Annotated in this window: 18 protein-coding genes; 15 read left to right on the forward strand and 3 right to left on the reverse strand. The window is 65.2% G+C overall.

What is annotated here, in order from left to right; genetic code table 11:
- Positions 1–77: 77 nt before the first annotated feature.
- From IWX64_RS03570 to IWX64_RS03595, 6 genes are all read left to right on the forward strand, one after another.
- A complete protein-coding gene (locus IWX64_RS03570; RefSeq protein WP_196865786.1) occupies positions 78–890 on the forward strand; it encodes an ABC transporter ATP-binding protein in 813 nt (270 codons plus the stop codon).
- Positions 872–2,443, forward strand: a complete 1,572-nt coding sequence (locus IWX64_RS03575) for a transporter (protein WP_196865787.1) — start codon at positions 872–874, stop codon at positions 2,441–2,443. The genes IWX64_RS03570 and IWX64_RS03575 overlap by 19 nt, the downstream gene beginning before the upstream one ends.
- 40 nt (positions 2,444–2,483) lie before the next feature.
- A complete protein-coding gene (gene nagB, locus IWX64_RS03580) occupies positions 2,484–3,266 on the forward strand; it encodes a glucosamine-6-phosphate deaminase (RefSeq protein WP_196865788.1) in 783 nt (260 codons plus the stop codon).
- Positions 3,267–3,316: 50 nt separating this feature from the next.
- Positions 3,317–3,631: a DUF3039 domain-containing protein gene (locus tag IWX64_RS03585; RefSeq protein ID WP_171584226.1), complete on the forward strand. Its 315-nt coding sequence runs from the start codon at positions 3,317–3,319 to the stop codon at positions 3,629–3,631.
- A 104-nt stretch (positions 3,632–3,735) separates the two neighbouring features.
- Positions 3,736–5,184, forward strand: a complete 1,449-nt coding sequence (locus IWX64_RS03590) for an MFS transporter (RefSeq protein WP_196865789.1) — start codon at positions 3,736–3,738, stop codon at positions 5,182–5,184.
- A gap of 36 nt (positions 5,185–5,220) precedes the next feature.
- Positions 5,221–7,002: a DEAD/DEAH box helicase gene (locus tag IWX64_RS03595; protein WP_196865921.1), complete on the forward strand. Its 1,782-nt coding sequence runs from the start codon at positions 5,221–5,223 to the stop codon at positions 7,000–7,002.
- 36 nt (positions 7,003–7,038) lie between these two features.
- Here IWX64_RS03595 and IWX64_RS03600 read toward each other — a convergent pair whose 3' ends face one another.
- Complete coding sequence (locus IWX64_RS03600) at positions 7,039–7,938, reverse strand: hypothetical protein (RefSeq protein ID WP_196865790.1); 900 nt, start codon at positions 7,936–7,938, stop codon at positions 7,039–7,041.
- A gap of 238 nt (positions 7,939–8,176) precedes the next feature.
- Between IWX64_RS03600 and IWX64_RS03605 the strand changes: the two genes are divergently transcribed.
- Complete coding sequence (locus tag IWX64_RS03605) at positions 8,177–9,205, forward strand: matrixin family metalloprotease (RefSeq protein WP_196865791.1); 1,029 nt, start codon at positions 8,177–8,179, stop codon at positions 9,203–9,205.
- 6 nt (positions 9,206–9,211) lie between these two features.
- Here IWX64_RS03605 and IWX64_RS03610 read toward each other — a convergent pair whose 3' ends face one another.
- Positions 9,212–9,835 (reverse strand): nicotinamidase, encoded by a 624-nt coding sequence (locus tag IWX64_RS03610; RefSeq protein WP_196865792.1) that lies wholly within the window; start codon positions 9,833–9,835, stop codon positions 9,212–9,214.
- Positions 9,832–11,148, reverse strand: a complete 1,317-nt coding sequence (locus tag IWX64_RS03615) for a nicotinate phosphoribosyltransferase (RefSeq protein ID WP_196865922.1) — start codon at positions 11,146–11,148, stop codon at positions 9,832–9,834. The genes IWX64_RS03610 and IWX64_RS03615 overlap by 4 nt, the downstream gene beginning before the upstream one ends.
- 102 nt (positions 11,149–11,250) lie before the next feature.
- On the opposite strand from IWX64_RS03615, the gene clpS reads away from it, so the two are divergent.
- From clpS to IWX64_RS03655, 8 genes are all read left to right on the forward strand, one after another.
- Positions 11,251–11,559 carry an ATP-dependent Clp protease adapter ClpS gene (gene clpS, locus IWX64_RS03620; RefSeq protein WP_196865793.1) on the forward strand — a complete coding sequence of 103 codons (309 nt, stop codon included), beginning with the start codon at positions 11,251–11,253 and terminating at the stop codon, positions 11,557–11,559.
- 64 nt (positions 11,560–11,623) lie between these two features.
- Positions 11,624–12,184 carry a DUF2017 domain-containing protein gene (locus tag IWX64_RS03625; RefSeq protein ID WP_196865794.1) on the forward strand — a complete coding sequence of 187 codons (561 nt, stop codon included), beginning with the start codon at positions 11,624–11,626 and terminating at the stop codon, positions 12,182–12,184.
- 90 nt (positions 12,185–12,274) lie between these two features.
- Positions 12,275–13,210 (forward strand): glutamate racemase, encoded by a 936-nt coding sequence (gene murI, locus IWX64_RS03630; RefSeq protein ID WP_196865795.1) that lies wholly within the window; start codon positions 12,275–12,277, stop codon positions 13,208–13,210.
- Complete coding sequence (locus IWX64_RS03635; protein ID WP_196865796.1) at positions 13,207–14,010, forward strand: MBL fold metallo-hydrolase; 804 nt, start codon at positions 13,207–13,209, stop codon at positions 14,008–14,010. Before murI ends, IWX64_RS03635 begins: the two co-directional genes overlap by 4 nt.
- A 49-nt stretch (positions 14,011–14,059) precedes the next feature.
- Positions 14,060–14,833, forward strand: coding sequence for a ribonuclease PH (rph, locus tag IWX64_RS03640; RefSeq protein WP_196865797.1), 774 nt, complete (start codon positions 14,060–14,062; stop codon positions 14,831–14,833).
- Positions 14,826–15,473 (forward strand): RdgB/HAM1 family non-canonical purine NTP pyrophosphatase, encoded by a 648-nt coding sequence (gene rdgB, locus IWX64_RS03645; protein WP_334683136.1) that lies wholly within the window; start codon positions 14,826–14,828, stop codon positions 15,471–15,473. Before rph ends, rdgB begins: the two co-directional genes overlap by 8 nt.
- Before the next feature lie 47 nt (positions 15,474–15,520).
- Positions 15,521–16,234, forward strand: a complete 714-nt coding sequence (locus tag IWX64_RS03650; protein ID WP_196865798.1) for a DedA family protein — start codon at positions 15,521–15,523, stop codon at positions 16,232–16,234.
- Complete coding sequence (locus IWX64_RS03655) at positions 16,221–16,871, forward strand: GNAT family N-acetyltransferase (protein ID WP_196865799.1); 651 nt, start codon at positions 16,221–16,223, stop codon at positions 16,869–16,871. Before IWX64_RS03650 ends, IWX64_RS03655 begins: the two co-directional genes overlap by 14 nt.
- The last annotated feature ends 115 nt before the right edge of the window (positions 16,872–16,986 follow it).

The raw sequence follows: 16,986 nt of genomic DNA on the forward strand, positions 1-16,986 counted from the left end.
GGTGGCGGAAGATCTTGGGCGGTAATTCGTCCCTTTGGATGACGAGGAGCAGCCTCCCACGTTGTTAGCGTTGGGGGATGAGTTCACCCACCCTTCCCCTGTCTCCCGATACTGCCGGCGAACCTACCCTTCCGGGGAGCCCTGCACTCGTCATCCGCGGGCTCGCCAAGCGGTTCGGCGAGAAGATCGCCGTCAACGGTGTCGACCTGGATGTCCCGGCCGGATCCTTCTACGGACTGGTGGGACCCAACGGGGCGGGCAAGACCACCACGCTATCGATGGCGACCGGACTCCTCCGGCCCGATCATGGGCATGCCTGGGTGCATGGCGTCGACGTCTGGGACCATCCCCTCGAAGCGAAGAAGCTGATGGGAATCCTTCCGGACGGGGTAAGGCTGTTCGACCGGTTGACCGGCGAGCAGCTGGTGACCTACGCCGGGCTGCTGCGTGGCATGGACCGGGACACCGTTGCCGAACGGGTTGCGGACCTGCTCCGGGCCCTGGACCTCACCAACGACGCGGGCACCCTGGTGGTCGACTATTCGGCCGGTATGACCAAGAAGATTGCGCTGGCGTCCGCGCTGATCCATGCGCCGTCGCTGCTGGTGCTCGACGAGCCCTTCGAATCGGTGGATCCGGTGTCAGCGGCGAACATCCGTGACATCCTCGCCAGCTATGTCGGCTCCGGTGGAACCGTCATCGTTTCCAGCCACGTGATGGACCTGGTGCAGCGGATGTGCGACCACGTGGCAGTGATCGCCGCCGGTACCGTGCTCGCTGCCGGCACCGTGGACGAGGTGCGCGGGGAATCCAGCCTGGAGGACCGGTTCGTGGAACTCGTGGGTGGCCGGAACACTGCGGAGGGCCTCACATGGTTGCGCACCTCCTAAGACTCAAACTCACCCTCCTCCGGAACTCCCTGAAGCGCAGCACTTGGGCGCTGGTTGGGGTCATCCTGGGTGGCCTGTACGGGCTCGGGATGCTGGGCCTGTTGATCGTTGGTCTGGTCTTCCTGGGGAACGCAGACCCTACAGTGATCCGCAATGTGTTGGTCATTGGCGGGTCGGTGGTGGTCCTCGGCTGGATCGTGGTGCCAATGGTTTCTTCCGGTATCGATATGACCCTCGACCCGGCCCGGTTTGTCACCTTCGCGGTACCAATGCGGCAGATGATCGCCGGGTTGGCGCTTGGAGCGGTGATCGGGATTCCCGGGATCATCACCCTGCTGGCCTCCCTGGCCCAGGTGGGCACCTGGATCCGGTACCCGGCCGCTGCTGTGGCGGCCCTCATCTGCGCGGTGCTCGCCGTGCTGCTCTGCGTGGTCGCTTCCCGGTTGGCGACCACAGCGGTCATTTCCCTCACCTCCTCCCGCCGGTTCAAGGACGTCAGCTCGATGGTGATCCTGGTGCCGCTGATCCTGGTGGGTCCGATCATCGCCGCTGTCGCGACCGGTTTTGAGCAGTCGCCGGGCTTCGCCAACGAACTCGCGGCCATCCTGGGGTGGACCCCGCTCGGGGTTTTCTGGGCGGTGCCCGCGGACGTGGCCGACGGCGCCTACCTCACCGCTACGCTCCGGTTCGTCCTCGGCGTCGTTGTGCTCGCGGTGCTTGCCTGGCTCTGGCAACTGAACCTGGCGAGGGCGCTGGTCACCCCCGCCTACAACGCGGTCACCCGGAAGGGCGCCGGCAATCTGGGATTTTTCCGCCGCTTCCCGGCCACACCCACCGGCGCGGTGGCAGCCCGGGCACTGACCTACTGGGCCCGGGACCCACGGTATCTGGGGTCGATCGTGATCGTTCCGTTGGTACCGCTGCTGATGCTGTTCTTCGCAGCACAGTCGGGGGACTACACGCTGCTGAATTTCGTGGGACCGATTATCGCTTTCCTGCTCGCGTGGTCCATTTCAGCCGACATCTCCTACGACAACACTGCTTTCTGGTTACACCTGTCCACGGGTGTGAGCGGTCGGTCCGACCGGGCCGGACGCGCCCTGGCCGTCGCGGTAATCTCGGCCCCAGCGGTGCTGGTATTCACCATTGCACCGCTGTGGATTTCCGGCAGCCTCGAGGACCTCCCGATGATGCTCGGACTGTCCATCGGCGTCCTGCTGACCGGCATTGGGTTCTCCAGCGTGGTTTCCGCACGGTATACCTACAACGTGCCGTTGCCGGGGGAGAGCCCGCTGAAGACCCCACCGGGCACCGGGTTCTCGATGTTTGCCGTCCAGATGATTGGCTGGCTGGTCCTGCTGGTGCTGGTCATCCCGGAACTGGGGCTCGCGATTGCCTATCTGGTCACCGGAAACAGTGCCTTCGGTTGGCTCACCCTGCTGGTGGGATGCGTGTTGGGTGCCGTCCTGCTTCTCGTCGGGTTGAAGCTGGGCGGACAATGGTACGACCGTAGGGCGCCGGAACTGCTGCAGGCGGTGTCAGTCAACAAGTAGGCAGGTTCTGAACAGCCTGACCACAACAGAAGGACAGTGGATGGAAGTTGTTATCCTGCCCGATCCGTCAGCCATCGCCACGCTCGCAGCGGATGCGATCGAGGCGCTGGTGCGGCGCAAACCCGACGCTGTGCTGGGTCTGGCGACCGGTTCGTCGCCGCTCGGCGTCTATGACGAACTGGCGACCCGGCACCAGCGGGACGGTCTGAGCTTCGCGGCCGCCCACGGCTTCGCGCTGGATGAGTATGTGGGACTTCCCGCCGGGCACCCCGAGTCCTACCGGGAGGTGATCCGTAGGGAGTTCACCGACCGGATCGATATCCGCCCGGAAAACGTGCACGGTCCCGACGGCGCCGCAACGGATATTCCCGCAGCCTGCGCGGCCTATGAGGAGGCCATCCGGCTGGCGGGCGGCGTTGACCTGCAGCTGTTGGGGGTGGGGACCGACGGCCACATTGGCTTCAATGAACCGGGTAGCTCACTGGTCTCACGCACCCGGATCAAGTCGCTCATCATGCAGACCCGCAAGGACAATGCCAGGTTCTTCGGCAGCGTCGACGAGGTGCCACATCACGTGGTGACCCAGGGCCTCGGGACCATCATGGACGCCCGGCACGTGGTGCTGATTGCAACGGGCGCCCAAAAGGCGCGGGCAGTTCACGATTTCGTCGAGGGCCCGGTGGCGGCGGTGTGCGCGGCATCCATTCTGCAGATGCACCCACACGCCACCATCCTCATCGATGATGCGGCGGCCTCGGGCTTGAAACTGGCAGATTATTATCGCCACACTTACGCCAACAAACCCTCCTGGCAGGGAATCTAGGTTGCTATCCGCCCGGCAGTATGGTCACGAAGCAAGGATAGGATGGACGCATGAGTACGCCTGCAGACCCTTTTGACAATGATCCCGGCAACGACCCACGCACTGATCCCCAGCGCTCAGGCTCCACCGCCACGCTGGAGCGCGAGGAGCTTCGGGAAGAGCTGGAACCAGGGGATCGCGAACGCCTCGCCCACTACGTCCGCAAAGAGAAGATCATGGAGTCCGCCCTGTCAGGCGAGCCAGTGATCGCTTTGTGCGGCAAGGTGTGGACGCCGGGCCGCGACCCGCAGAAGTTCCCGGTATGCCCGGAGTGCAAAGACATCTACAACGGCATGCGCCCTGGCAAGGACGACAAGGACAAATAGCACCACCCCTCAGAGGAAACGTCCCCGGATACGGGTTTGTCCGGGGATAGTGGTGGTCGGTATTCCTGCGTGCCCCTCCGTCGTCGTCGGTTGACTAAGGATTCATGACTGATCACTCCGCCCGGCCCACCACGGGGCCCGAAGTCGTAGGCGAAACGGCGAACCTGCGCCCGCTGACCATCGGGATCATCGCCATCATCACCTGTGCCGCCTTCGAGGCGATGGCGGTGACGACGGCGATGCCTGCGGTGGTCGCTGACCTGGACGGGGTCTCCGGGTACGGTCTGGCCTTTTCGATGTACCTCACGGCGTCGCTGCTGGGCACGGTGATCGCCGGTACCTGGTGTGACCGGGCGGGTGCGCGTCCGGCACTCGCCGTCGGCATGTTCGTCATGATCGCAGGGCTGCTGGTCTCGGGTGCCGCGGGTGAGTTCTGGATGGTCACGGCTGGTCGGGCCGTCTCGGGACTGGGCGGTGGCTTCATGGTGGTAGCCGTTTATGTGATCATCGGGGGAGCATACCCCCAGCACCGCCAACCGGTGATCTTCGGCTGGTTATCCGCGGCCTGGGTGCTGCCCTCGCTGATCGGTCCAGCGGTAGCTGGCTATCTGGCGGGAGAAGTCTCCTGGCGCCTGGTCTTCCTCGGGGTGGCACCGATCGTCCTCGCGGCCTTCGCCCTGGTCTGGCCGAGAACCGCCGCACTGGCGCCACCAGAGCCCGGCGCAGGGAACCGGCACGACGGACGACGGCGTGCCCTCACCGGGCTGGGTCTTGCCGGGGGAGTCCTGGCAGCCCAGATTGCGGTGAACCGGCTCGCAGCCCAGGGCGTGGCCGGTGACGCCGGGTCGGTGCTGCTGGTGACGCTCGCCATCGCCGGCGTGATCGTTGCGGCGGTGACCTTCCCCCGCCTCCTGCCGAAAGGGACAGTACGCCTGGCTCCCGGACTGCCCAGTATTATCGCCACCCGCGGCCTGGTGACAGCCGCGTTCTTCGGCGCGGAGGCCTTCCTGCCGCTGATGCTGGTCACCTCCCGGGGAATGGATGAGGCGACCGCCGGGCTGAGCCTCAGCGCAGGTGCCCTGGGCTGGAGCGCTGGGGCTTTTGTGCAGGCGCGGGTCACGTTCCGCAGGCAATGGTTGTTGGTGATCGGGGCGTCGGTGCTGTCGATGAGCATTGGCCTGCTGGCCCTTGCCTCGGACCCGGTAGTGCCGTTCTGGGTTCTGGTGCTGGTCTGGACGCTGGCTGGCTTTGCCATGGGAATGACCCTGTCCAGCACCTCGGTGCTGGTGCTGAAGCTCTCACCGGCCCAGGAGCGGGGAAAGAACTCGTCGTCGCTACAGCTCAGCGACCAGCTGGGCGGGGTGGTCGGAACCACTATCGCTGGCGGGCTTTTCGCCCTGCTGCGTGACCCGTCCAACCCGGGACAGGTGGGCGTGTTTGTTGCGATTTGGCTGGCTCTGTGCCTCTTCGCGGTTGCCGGTATAGTTGCCGGTTTGAGGGGGGCACTGGGGTCCTCTGATGATCCCAGCGCACTTGCACCCAGGCACCCGTAGGCATGGAAAGGTTTCTTCTTAAGCGTGAGTAATAACATGCTCTTTGGCGTTGCCCCTGCCGCAGGTGCGTCGCTGCCGCCGGCCTACCCGGAACGGGCAGCGTGGGGCACCGCCCCCAAGCTGCGCCAGTGGCAGGAACAGGCGCTCGCCAAGTACTTCAGTACTGGTCCCCAGGACTTTCTCGCCGTTGCTACCCCGGGTGCAGGTAAAACCACCTTCGCACTGCGGGTGGCCACCGAGCTGGTGGAGCGCGGCACCATCAACCGGATCACCATCGTCGCCCCGACCGACCACCTGAAGCGTCAGTGGGCTGACGCTGCCGCGCGGATCGGTCTGGCCATCGACCCCAACTTCCGGAATGCCGACGGACGCCACGGCCAGGGTTTTATCGGTGTGGCTGTGACTTACGCGCAGGTGGCCAGCAAACCGATGCTGCATCGCGCGAAGACCGAGGCCGCACGGACCCTGGTTATTCTGGACGAAATTCACCACGGCGGCGACGCCCTGTCCTGGGGCGACGGTATCCGGGAAGCATTTGAGCCCGCGACCCGGCGGCTGGCGCTGACCGGTACCCCGTTCCGTTCAGACACCGCCGCCATCCCGTTTGTGGAGTACGCAGCGGACGACGACGGCATCCGGCGTTCGAAGTCCGACTACACCTACGGGTATGGAGAAGCGCTCCGGGACCATGTGGTGCGTCCGGTCATCTTCATGGCCTACTCGGGGCAGATGCGCTGGCGCACCAGCGCCGGTGAGGAGATGGCAGCCTCACTCGGTGAGGCAGCCGTCACCAAGGACATCACCGCGCATGCCTGGCGGACCGCGCTGAACCCGACCGGCGAGTGGATCCCGGCGGTCCTCGCCGCTGCCGACAAACGACTTTCCGAGGTGCGGCGCACAGTGGCCGACGCCGGCGGAATGGTCATCGCCACCGATCACGACGACGCCCGCGCCTACGCTGGTCTCCTGAAGCGAATCACCGGTGAGTCCCCGATTGTGATTCTCTCGGATGACGCGAAGGCCTCCGAGAAGATCGAGGAATACTCGGCCGGCGAGCAACGCTGGATGGTGGCCGTCCGCATGGTGTCCGAAGGCGTGGACGTGCCACGGCTCGCCGTCGGCGTCTACGCGACGTCCACGGCGACGCCCCTGTTCTTCGCCCAGGCGGTCGGCCGCTTTGTGCGTGCGCGACGCCGGGGGGAGACCGCATCGGTCTTCCTGCCCTCGGTTCCCAACCTGATGATCCTCGCCAACCAGCTGGAACTGGAGCGGGACCACGCCCTGGACCGGCCAAAGACCGACGAGGACGGGTTTGCCCCCGAGGAAGCGCTGATGGAGGAGGCGAACCGTTCCGAGAAGGCCTCCGACGAGCTGACCAAGCAGAAGTTCGAGGCCCTCGAGTCACAGGCGTCCTTTGACCGGGTGCTTTTCGACGGCGGCGAGTTCGGTACCGGCGGGGAGATGGGGAGTGAGGATGAACAGGACTTCCTGGGCATCCCCGGACTGCTCGACGCCGACCAGGTGGGAGTGCTGCTGCGGCAACGTCAGCAGGAGCAGCAGACCCGGCGAGGACGCAAGGGCGGAGCCGTTGCGCCAGCGCCGGAGCCGCTGGTCGTGGATCACCGGATGCTGACCGAGCTGCGTGGCGAGCTCGCGAAGAACGTTTCGGCGTGGTCGGCGCGCTCCGGCATGCCGCACGGCGTGGTGCACACCGAGTTGCGGAAGGCCTGCGGTGGCCCCGCAGTGGCCCAGGCCAACGAGGATCAGTTGCAGCGTCGGTTGAAGAAGCTGCAGGACTGGTTTATCGGCCGCAAATAGGGGCCGACGTTCCCGGTGCCCGAGGCACCGAAAGTGCTAGTCGACCGAGACTATCGGCACGCCCAGGTAGTTGGCTGACCCATCGCTGAAGTTCAGCTGCGCGTGGGAGCCGCCACCCCTGGCATAGACGTACAGCGACGCGGTCACCCGCAGGTAGGCCTGGTCCGCACCGAGCAGCTGCGCGTAGTACATGGTCCGCCAGCCATCAAAACGATCATTGATATTGATGTTGTCGTCCGAAATGCTCAGCACATTTGTCGTTGCCGATGCCTTGTAATTGTATTGGTAGCCAATTGTCGTCAGGTCGATTTTGACCTTCGCTTCCTTGGAATCCCAGAACCCGTCGTCAGCCCTCACAATATGGAACCCGTTGAAGGGAACATAGACGGTGTGCGAGTAGTTGCGGTTTAGCGGTGCCAAATAGGTGAACCACCAGTCCATATACACGGTGAACGATCCCGCACCCGTGCCGAACAGACCGGATCCCGCGCCGCTGGCAAACGTCGAGGCGTCAATGGTTCCCGGGTTGTACCCCTGCCAGTACACTGCCCCGTTTGAACCGTGCAGCGTTCCATAGTAGGGATAGACCCAGCCGACGGCGCTCGCCTCAGCGGCGAGGCTGCCCCGCACCAGCCCGGGATGGGCGGCGGCCGAGACTTCGGGGGCTACCTCATAGCCGGACATTTTCTGGACGATGGACTCGGTGTCCTTGACCGTGTCGGCTGCGAGGTCCTGATGGGTCTTGTCCTGTGCGACGAGGGCCTTGGAAAGCTCGTCAGGCAGTTCCTTCTGCAACTGGCTCAGCCGGGCACCGCCGCTTTTCTCCAGCTGCTCCAGCCGGTTCGCTTCAGTTTTCTGCAGGTCGACCACCTCTTCCCGCCGTTCGGCGACGAGTTGCTCGAGTACCTGGTCCACCTCGGTGGTAATCCGTGTCATGGTGTTCATCCTCAATCAATTGTTGAAGGTCAGTTATTGGGTATTGCGTGAGAAATTAAACTGTACAAAGACTGCGTTATCCGAGTGTTATTTTTTCGCACCGTATTTGGTGCTTATGGAACAAATGAATAACACGCGAGTAACGCCCGGGATGGTGTGATCGAGTGTGCTGCTTCGGCTGGCGTGACGATCGTCCGGCCGAGAACCCAGTCGACCACCGGCGCCCAAGGAGCCAGACATGTCAGAGAATCAACCGCGACCGCACTGCAATCCCAAGCCCCGCATCCCGATCGCCCTACCCGCTGGAATTTCGGACCCGCGGATGAGGCTCATCGTGTTGCTGAGAACCAAATGGGTCAACGGCACGGTGCTGCACTATCACTTCCTGGGTGGCCCCGCGGCCCAGCAGGAGGCCGTCCGGAGTGCCTTCGTGGAGTGGAAAGCGCTCGGGATCGGACTGGATTTCGCAGAGGTTGCGGATCCTGGCGAGGCCGAAATCCGGATCGCCTTCGACCAGGGCGACGGGTCCTGGTCCTACCTGGGAAAGGATGTTCTGGGCATCGGGGCCACCGAGCCCACCATGAACTTCGGCTGGGACCTCACCACTGATTACGGCAGGACGACGGCCCTGCACGAGATCGGGCATACCCTCGGCCTGCCGCACGAACACCAGAACCCCTTCGCGGGGATTGTCTGGGACGAACAGAAGGTCTATCAGTACTTCACCGGCGCGCCCAACGGCTGGACCCGGGACCAGACCTTCCACAACGTCCTCCGGAAGATCAATACGCACGAGGTCGAAGGGTCCAACTGGGATCCGGATTCGGTGATGGAGTACTGGTTCCCTGCCGGGCTGATCACTGAGCCAGCGGAGTTCAAGGACGGGCTGACACCCCCGGGTGGGCTCTCGGCAGCGGACCAGGAGTGGGTACGGCGAACCTATCCCGGTCTCAACGGGTCCACTCCCACGCTCAAGCCATTCGAGTCCGTGGCGTTGTCACTTGTCGCCGGGGCGCAGGCCGACTTCGTGATCGACCCGCCGTCGTCCCGGTCCTACCAGCTGGGGACCTTTGGCACGGCAGATACGGTGCTCGTGTTGTTCGAGGAGATCGACGGTGAGCCCCGGTTCCTCGCCGGAGACGACGACAGTGGTGAGGACCGCAACGCCCTGTTCAGCGCGAAACTGATCCAGGGCCGGAGGTATGTGCTCAGGGTCCGGTTGTACTGGGCGGGGCAGTCGGGTCAGACGGCCGCCATGTACTGGTGAGCGGGCCTAGTCCACTAACTCGACGCCGGCGTCCTCGAGCTCCTCGAGGGCGGTCTCGACGCCGTCGGGGTGGACTCCGCGGGTATAGCTGAGCAGTACCGCGGTGGTGTAACCGGCCGCAACGGCGTCCAGTGCCGTTGCCCGGACACAGAAATCAGTGGCAAGGCCAACCACCGCAACCTCGTCGACCTCGCGCTCGCGGAGCCAGTCGTCGAGTGTGATGGGTTCGTCAGGCGTCAGGTCGTCAAGGGCGCCGAGCTTCTGCTCTCCGGTCGGCACTTCGTCTTCCGGCGCGAGGACGCCTTCGAAGCCCGAATACGCAGCCTCAAACTGGCCCTTGCGGAACACCGCCTGAATATTCTCGGTGTCCAGCTCCGGATGGAACTGGGACCCCCGGGTGTCGGCCACGCAGTGCACCGGCCAGGAGTGACGGTAGTCGGGGGTGTCCGAGAAGTGCGCGCCGGGATCGATGTGCCAGTCCTGGGTGGCGACGATGTGGTCGAACTCGCTCCCTTCCGCGTCGATGAAATCGCTCAGTCGTGCGGCGACGTCGGCGCCTCCGTCGACCGCAAGGGAACCTCCCTCACAGAAGTCATTCTGGACGTCGACAATGATCAGGGCCCGGGTCATGGCTCCTCCTCAAATTCGGTGGGAATGGCAGGTTCTCCGCGTTGCAGGCGCATGACCGAGCCAGGCAATTCGCTCATTGACGCGCTGTGGTGGGCCACGGCCCGCCGTACTCCGTCAACGCCGGTCCAGCCGGGCAGGATGTCGCCATTGCTGACGAACTGCTGCAGCAGGGGACGGTCGTTGCCGTCGTCGTGCGGGGACCGGCCAATGCCCACTACCTCGGCCGTGGCAGCGCCCGTGTCGTCGAGTCGACGGAGCGCGTACTTGCGCCCGCCCCGCGAAGCCTTGTTCAGTGCGGACTTTGCGACCGAGACGAACTCGCCGTCGTCGTCGGTCCGGCTTACCAGTTTGTAGACGAGACCCGCGGTGGGGGCTCCCGACCCGGTGACGAGGGAGGTGCCGACGCCGTAGGAATCCACGGGCGCGGAGGCGAGCGACGCGATCGCGAACTCGTCGAGGTCGGAGGTGACCACGATGCGTGTGGTGTGGTTGCCAAGGTCGTCCAGGAGCTGGCGGACCCAGCGGGCCTGGGCCACGAGGTCGCCGGAATCGAGCCTGACCGCTCCCAGCGCGGGGCCGGCCACCTCGACCGCCGTCCGGACACCCTGTTCGACGTCGTAGGTATCGACGAGCAGCGAGGTGCCGGCGCCGAGCGCGGCGACCTGCGCTGTGAAGGCGTCCCGCTCGGAGTCGTGAAGCAGGGTGAAGGAGTGGGCAGCCGTGCCAACCGTCTGCACGCCATACCGCCGGCCCGCCTCCAGGTTGGAGGTGCTGGCAAAGCCGCCGATCACCGCTGCCCGTGCGGCCGCGACCGCCGACTCTTCCTGGGTGCGGCGCGATCCCATCTCGATGCAGGGCCGTTGGCCCGCGGCGCCTGTCATCCGGGACGCAGCCGAGGCGATCGCACTGTCGTGGTTGAGGATCGAGAGCACCAGGGTTTCCAGGATGCAGGCTTCGGCGAAGGTGCCCTCGACTATCAGGATGGGGGAGTGCGGGAAGTAGGCTTCGCCCTCGGCGTAGCCCCAGATGTTTCCGCTGAAGCGGAAATCGGCCAGCCAGTCCAGCGTCAGGCTGTCCACCACTCCGGCGGAGGACAGATGGTCGAGCTCCTCGGCGCCGAAGCGGAAGTTCTCGAGGCTGTCAAGGAGCCGTCCGGTCCCGGCGACCACCCCGTAGCGGCGTCCTTCCGGGAGTCTCCTGGGGAAGGCCTCGAAAACTGACTTCCGGTGGGCTGCTCCGGAGTGCAGGGCGGCCTGCAGCATGGTCAGCTCATAGTGGTCCGTATAGAGGGCGGTACTGGCCCGGGTGCTCATGACCGGGGCGGCGTCGGTGGGGCTCACATGCAAAACTCTAGCCCCTCAGCAGTGCCGAGGACCCGGACTCCTATCGTCGGTGCCCGGTCCTACAATGGTTCTATGACAGTTGGCACCGCTCCGGACACCGAACGCCTCGAGGAAACGGACACCGAGCAGCTGACGGCCAGCGACATCCCCTGGGTGGTGATCGTCTGGAACGACCCCGTGAACCTGATGAGCTACGTCAGCTACGTGTTCCAGACCTATTTCGGCTACAGCGAGGCCAAGGCGCACAAGCTCATGATGGAAGTCCATGAGGCGGGCAGATCGGTGGTGGCCGGTGGAAGTCGTGAGGAAGCTGAACGCGACACGCTCGCCATGCACTCCTACGGGCTGTGGGCGACGTTCCAGAAGTCGGATGCACCCTAGGATCTGTCCCAGCTAGCCCGAGCGATCACTATTTTCGATGGTGACTGCGCGATAAGGAGAATTTTTGGCCAAGGCATTCAAGGCAACCCGCCGCGGAATCATCGGCACCCTGGACCCGGGGGAGCGGCAGTTGCTGCGCAAACTGTTCGAGGACATCATCGAACTGCTCGAGCCCGCCGAACCCGCCGACGCCGACCCCCTGGCGGCGATGGTGGGGGTGGACAGTGTCGCCGTCGCCCCCTCCGACAGTGCCGTCCGGCGGCTGCTGCCTGATGCGGTCCGCGACGACGACGACGAGGCGCTGGAGTTCCGCCGCCTGACCGAGCGGTCCCTGCGGGAAGACAAGATCGGCACCCTGCGCGGCAGCGCCGTGCTGCTCGAATCCAGCCCGATGACCCTGAGCGCCGACCAGGCGCGGCTCATGGCGCGTGCCCTCAACGACGTGCGGCTGGTCCTCGCGGACCGGCTGAAGATCGAATCCGACGAGGACGCCGCGCGCCTCCACGAGATTGACGACGTCGCCGACGCTGACGACGTCGAGACCTATCTGGCACTCGTCTACAACTTCACGAGCTGGCTCCAGGAGTCACTGATCCAGGCCCTGTTTGGGCTCAAGGACAAGTGAATTTCCTGCCCCCGCGCTCCATCGCTGTGACTAATTACACTGGCGGCTGGTTCGTCTAATGCCTGTCGCAGGTCTTATGGTCGGTAGATTATGACCAACGTCCCGGGTGAGATTTCATCGCTGAAACGAACCGAGGCCCCGATCGGTATCTTCGATTCGGGCGTCGGCGGGCTGACCGTCGCCCGCGCCATCATTGACCAGCTGCCGCAGGAGTCGATCCTGTACGTCGGCGACACCGCTCACGGCCCCTATGGGCCGCTCCCGATCGCCAAGGTGCGTGCCCACGCGCTCGGCGTCATGGATGAACTGGTCGATTCCGGAGTGAAACTCCTGGTCATCGCGTGCAACTCCGCCTCTGCCGCGGTGCTCCGTGACGCCCGCGAACGCTACACCGCCCGGTACGGCATCCCGGTGATCGAAGTGATCCAGCCAGCCGTCCGGCGTGCCGTTGCGTCCACCCGCAGCGGAAAGATCGGTGTCATCGGGACGTCCGCGACGGTGGGTTCCCGTGCCTACGAGGACACGTTTGCTGCCGCGCCGCACCTGTCCATCACGTCGGCCGCCTGCCCCGATTTCGTCAAGTTCGTCGAGGCGGGGATCACCTCCGGCCCCGAGCTTCTCTCCACCGCCCAGCAGTACCTGCAACCGCTCAAGCGTGCCGGGGTCGACACCCTGGTGCTGGGATGCACGCATTATCCGCTGCTGACCGGGGCAATCTCCTACGTCATGGGGGACGCGGTCACGCTGGTCTCCAGCGCCGAAGAGACCGCCAAAGATGTGTACCGGGCCCTAATCTCCCATGACCTGGAACGGGTGGGGGAATCGGCACCGAAGCACCATTTCGTGGCTACCGGCGACGCCCAGCGTTTCGGTGAACTGGCCCGTCGCTTCCTCGGCCCCGAGGTGCTCAGCGTCGAACACGTGGACCACGTGGCGGCGCAGTACCCGACGGGGAGCATGGCGCGGATCACCCCGGAGATGATCGCCACCGCCCGCGCCGATGCCATCGGGAACTCCCGCCCATGAAGTTGACCATTGTGGGTTGCAGCGGCTCCTTCCCCGGACCCCAGTCACCGGCGTCGTGCTACCTGGTCACCGCCACCGTTCCCGACGGCGACGGCACCAGGACGTGGCGAATCCTCCTGGACCTGGGCAACGGCGCCCTCGGCGCGCTGCAGCGCTACATGGACCTCCGGGACATCGACGCCGTCTTCCTCAGCCACCTCCACCCCGACCACTGTATGGACCTCTGCGGCCTTCACGTCGCGGTGCACTGGGACCCCAACGGCTGGAACCGGCCGCGCATCCCGGTGTGGGGACCCGAGGGCACCGCCGACAGGATGGCGACCGCCTATGGCCTGGAACTGGATCCGGGCATGCACGAGGACTTCGACTTCCACAAGTGGAGCCCACGCGGCTCCGTCACCCTGGGCCCGTTCACCATCACCCCGTACCCGGTCCTGCACCCGGTTGAGGAGGCCTACGCCCTGCGCGTCGAGGTGGCGGGGGAGGATCCGGGGGATCCGCCCCGGGTGCTGACGTACTCGGGTGACACCGACGCCTGCGACAACCTGATCGAGGCTGCCGCCGGATCCAACGTCTTCCTGTGTGAAGCCGCGTTTCATGAGGGCCGCGACGATGCGATCGAGGGTGTGCACCTCACTGGCAGACGCGCCGGGCAGGTGGCGGCAGCAGCGTCGTCGGACCGGTTGCTGCTGACCCACATCCCGGTCTGGAATGACGCCAACCGGACCGTCGAGGAAGCCCGGACCAGTTACCGGGGCGACCTCGCAGTGGCTGTGGCGGGCGTGTCCTACGAGATCTGAGCGTAGCTCGCCCTCAACCCCCGCGGCCATGCCCCGTAGACTTGACCCCATGAATCCCGCAAACACTTCCTCCACTACCGCTGCCCCGCTCCGGGCCGACGGTCGGACCGCAGACCAGCTCAGGCCAATCACCATCACCCGCGGGTGGTCCACCCAGGCCGAGGGCTCGGCCCTCATCGAGTTCGGTAACACCCGCGTCCTCTGTACCGCCTCGCTGACGCAGGGCGTGCCCCGCTGGCTCAAAGGTGAAGGCAAGGGCTGGGTGACTGCGGAGTACGCCATGCTGCCGCGGGCCACCAACACCAGGTCGGACCGTGAGTCCGTCAAGGGCAAGATCGGCGGCCGGACCCACGAGATTTCCCGCCTGATCGGGCGGTCCCTGCGTTCGATTATCGATACCAAGGCGCTGGGCGAGACGACCATTGTGCTGGACTGCGACGTACTCCAGGCCGACGGCGGCACCCGGACCGCTGCAATCACTGGCGCCTACGTGGCGCTGGCCGAGGCGATCCGCTATGCCAAGGAAAACAAGCTCATTGCGGCCTCTGCCCGTCCCCTCATCGACACGGTCGCAGCTGTCAGCGTCGGAATCATCGATGGCGTCCCCATGCTGGATTTGCCCTACGTCGAGGACGTCCGCGCCGAAACAGACATGAACGTGGTGGTGACCGGGAGCGGCAAGTTCGTCGAGGTGCAGGGCACCGCTGAGGGTGCACCCTTCGACCGGGACGAGTTGGACGCGCTCCTGGATCTGGCGCTGCTTGGCACCTCCCAGCTGACCCAGATCCAGCTCGACATCCTTGCTGAGGGCGCAGGTGCCTGACACCCCCGAGGTGGCTCCGTACCCGGAGGGAGCCCGACTGGTCCTGGCGACCCGCAATGCGGGCAAGCTCCGCGAGCTGAGGGAGCTGCTGCGCGGTAAGGTCCCCGGCCTCGACGTGGATACCCAGGTAATAGACGCGCAGGCAGCGGGCGCGCCCGACGTCGTCGAGAGCGGCACCACTTTCGAAGCGAACTCGCTGTTGAAGGCACGGGAGGTGGCCGCCGTGACCGGGCTTGTCGCCGTCGCCGACGATTCCGGTCTCGCGGTCGATGTGTTGGGTGGGGCGCCGGGAATCTTCTCGGCACGCTGGTCCGGGCGCCACGGCGACGACGAAGCCAACCTGCACCTGCTGCTTGCCCAGCTCGCCGATATTCCCGCTGAGCACCGTGGCGCGTCCTTTGTCTGCGCGGCAGCGGTGGCGCTGCCCGATGGCACCGCCCACGTCACCCGGGGTGCGCTGGAAGGTTCGCTCCTGACGGCGCCGCGCGGTACCGGAGGGTTTGGCTATGACCCGATCCTGCAGCCAAGCGGCATGCAGGTGAGTTGCGCTGAGCTGACTCCCGCGGAGAAGAACGCGATCAGCCATCGGGCCCAGGCCTTCGCCGCTCTGGTGCCGCACCTTGTCGATGCCCTGAGGTAGCGCGGTAGAGGTTATCGCCAGAATCGTAGGGCACACTTGATCGGGATATGACTACTCTCCTGCATCCGACGTCGCTCCCCGCGGCTTCCATCCACGCAACACTCGGCGCACCCTCCGGCGGGGGATCGTGGCTGGATTCCATTTCTGACTGGGCCGTCTCCATGATGGAAACCATTGGCGCGCCAGGCGCGGGGCTGGCGATTGCCCTGGAAAATTTGTTTCCACCTTTGCCCAGCGAGGTCATCCTGCCGCTGGCCGGCTTCACCGCGAGCCGTGGCAGCTTCACCCTGTTCGAAGCGATTTTCTGGACGACCGCTGGATCAGTCATCGGCGCCCTCGCCCTGTACCTGCTGGGCGCCTGGCTGGGACGCAACCGGATGCGGGCCATTGTTTCCCGGGTGCCGCTGGTGGACCTGCAGGACGTTGACCGGGTCGAGGCCTGGTTCAGCCGCCACGGGTACAAGGCGGTGTTCTTTGGCCGGATGATTCCCCTCTTCAGAAGCCTGGTTTCCATTCCCGCGGGCATCGAACGAATGCCGGTCTGGAAATTCCTCGGGCTGACCACCGCGGGAAGCCTCATCTGGAACTGTATTTTCGTCATGGCCGGCTTCTATTTAGGGGAGAACTGGCATGTGGTCGAAGCCTACGCGGATGTTTTCCAGAGGATCGTCATCGTGTCGGTCATCCTGCTGGTCGGCTACTTCGTCATCAGCCGGATCATGAAGATTCGCCGCAACCGTGCAACCCATGAAACGCCTTGAGGACGTCTGGCCGCTTTTCGGCCTGCAGCTCTCCACGCCCCGGCTCACGCTGAACCCTGTTCGCGACGAGCAGCTACCCGGCCTGGTCGACGCGGTCCTGGCCGGGATCCACGATCCGGCGGTGATGACCTTCAGCGTGCCCTGGACCGACGCGCCCCGCGACGAGCTCATCAAGGGAACGGTGCAGCACCAGTGGCGGCAGCGCTGCACGGTCGGGCCGGAGAATTGGACCATCAACCTGGCGGTGTGCCTCGGGGGACGGGTGATCGGCGTGCAGGATCTCTCGGCACGCAACCTAAGCATCGAACGCACGGTGCATACCGGTTCGTGGCTTACACAGGCCGAGCAGGGGAAGGGTCTGGGCACCGAGATGCGGTCGGCCGTCCTGCAGTTCGCCTTCGATCATCTGGGCGCCCAATGGGCCGTCTCCGACGCTGCCTCCTGGAACGCGGCGTCCCTGACGGTTTCCAGAAACCTCGGCTACGGCCACAACGGCGTCAGCAGGACAGAGGTACGTCCCGGCGAAGCCGCCACCATTCACCACGTCCGGCTACCCGCCGAGTCATTTAACCGGCCCGGATGGGCTATCTCGGTGACGGGTTTCGAGGCGGCGCGAGGCTCGCTGCTCGCCCGCTAGCCTTACCCCACGCGTCCGAACCTCCGGTCCGCAAAGCATTGCCGCCTCCTCCCTCGGGTTGTATGGTTAGTTACATCAGTAACTAACCAACTGGCCAAGTGTAACCGGTCAACGG

The sequence above is a fragment of the Arthrobacter sp. CAN_A212 genome (assembly GCF_015752345.1).
GTDB lineage: Bacteria > Actinomycetota > Actinomycetes > Actinomycetales > Micrococcaceae > Arthrobacter_D.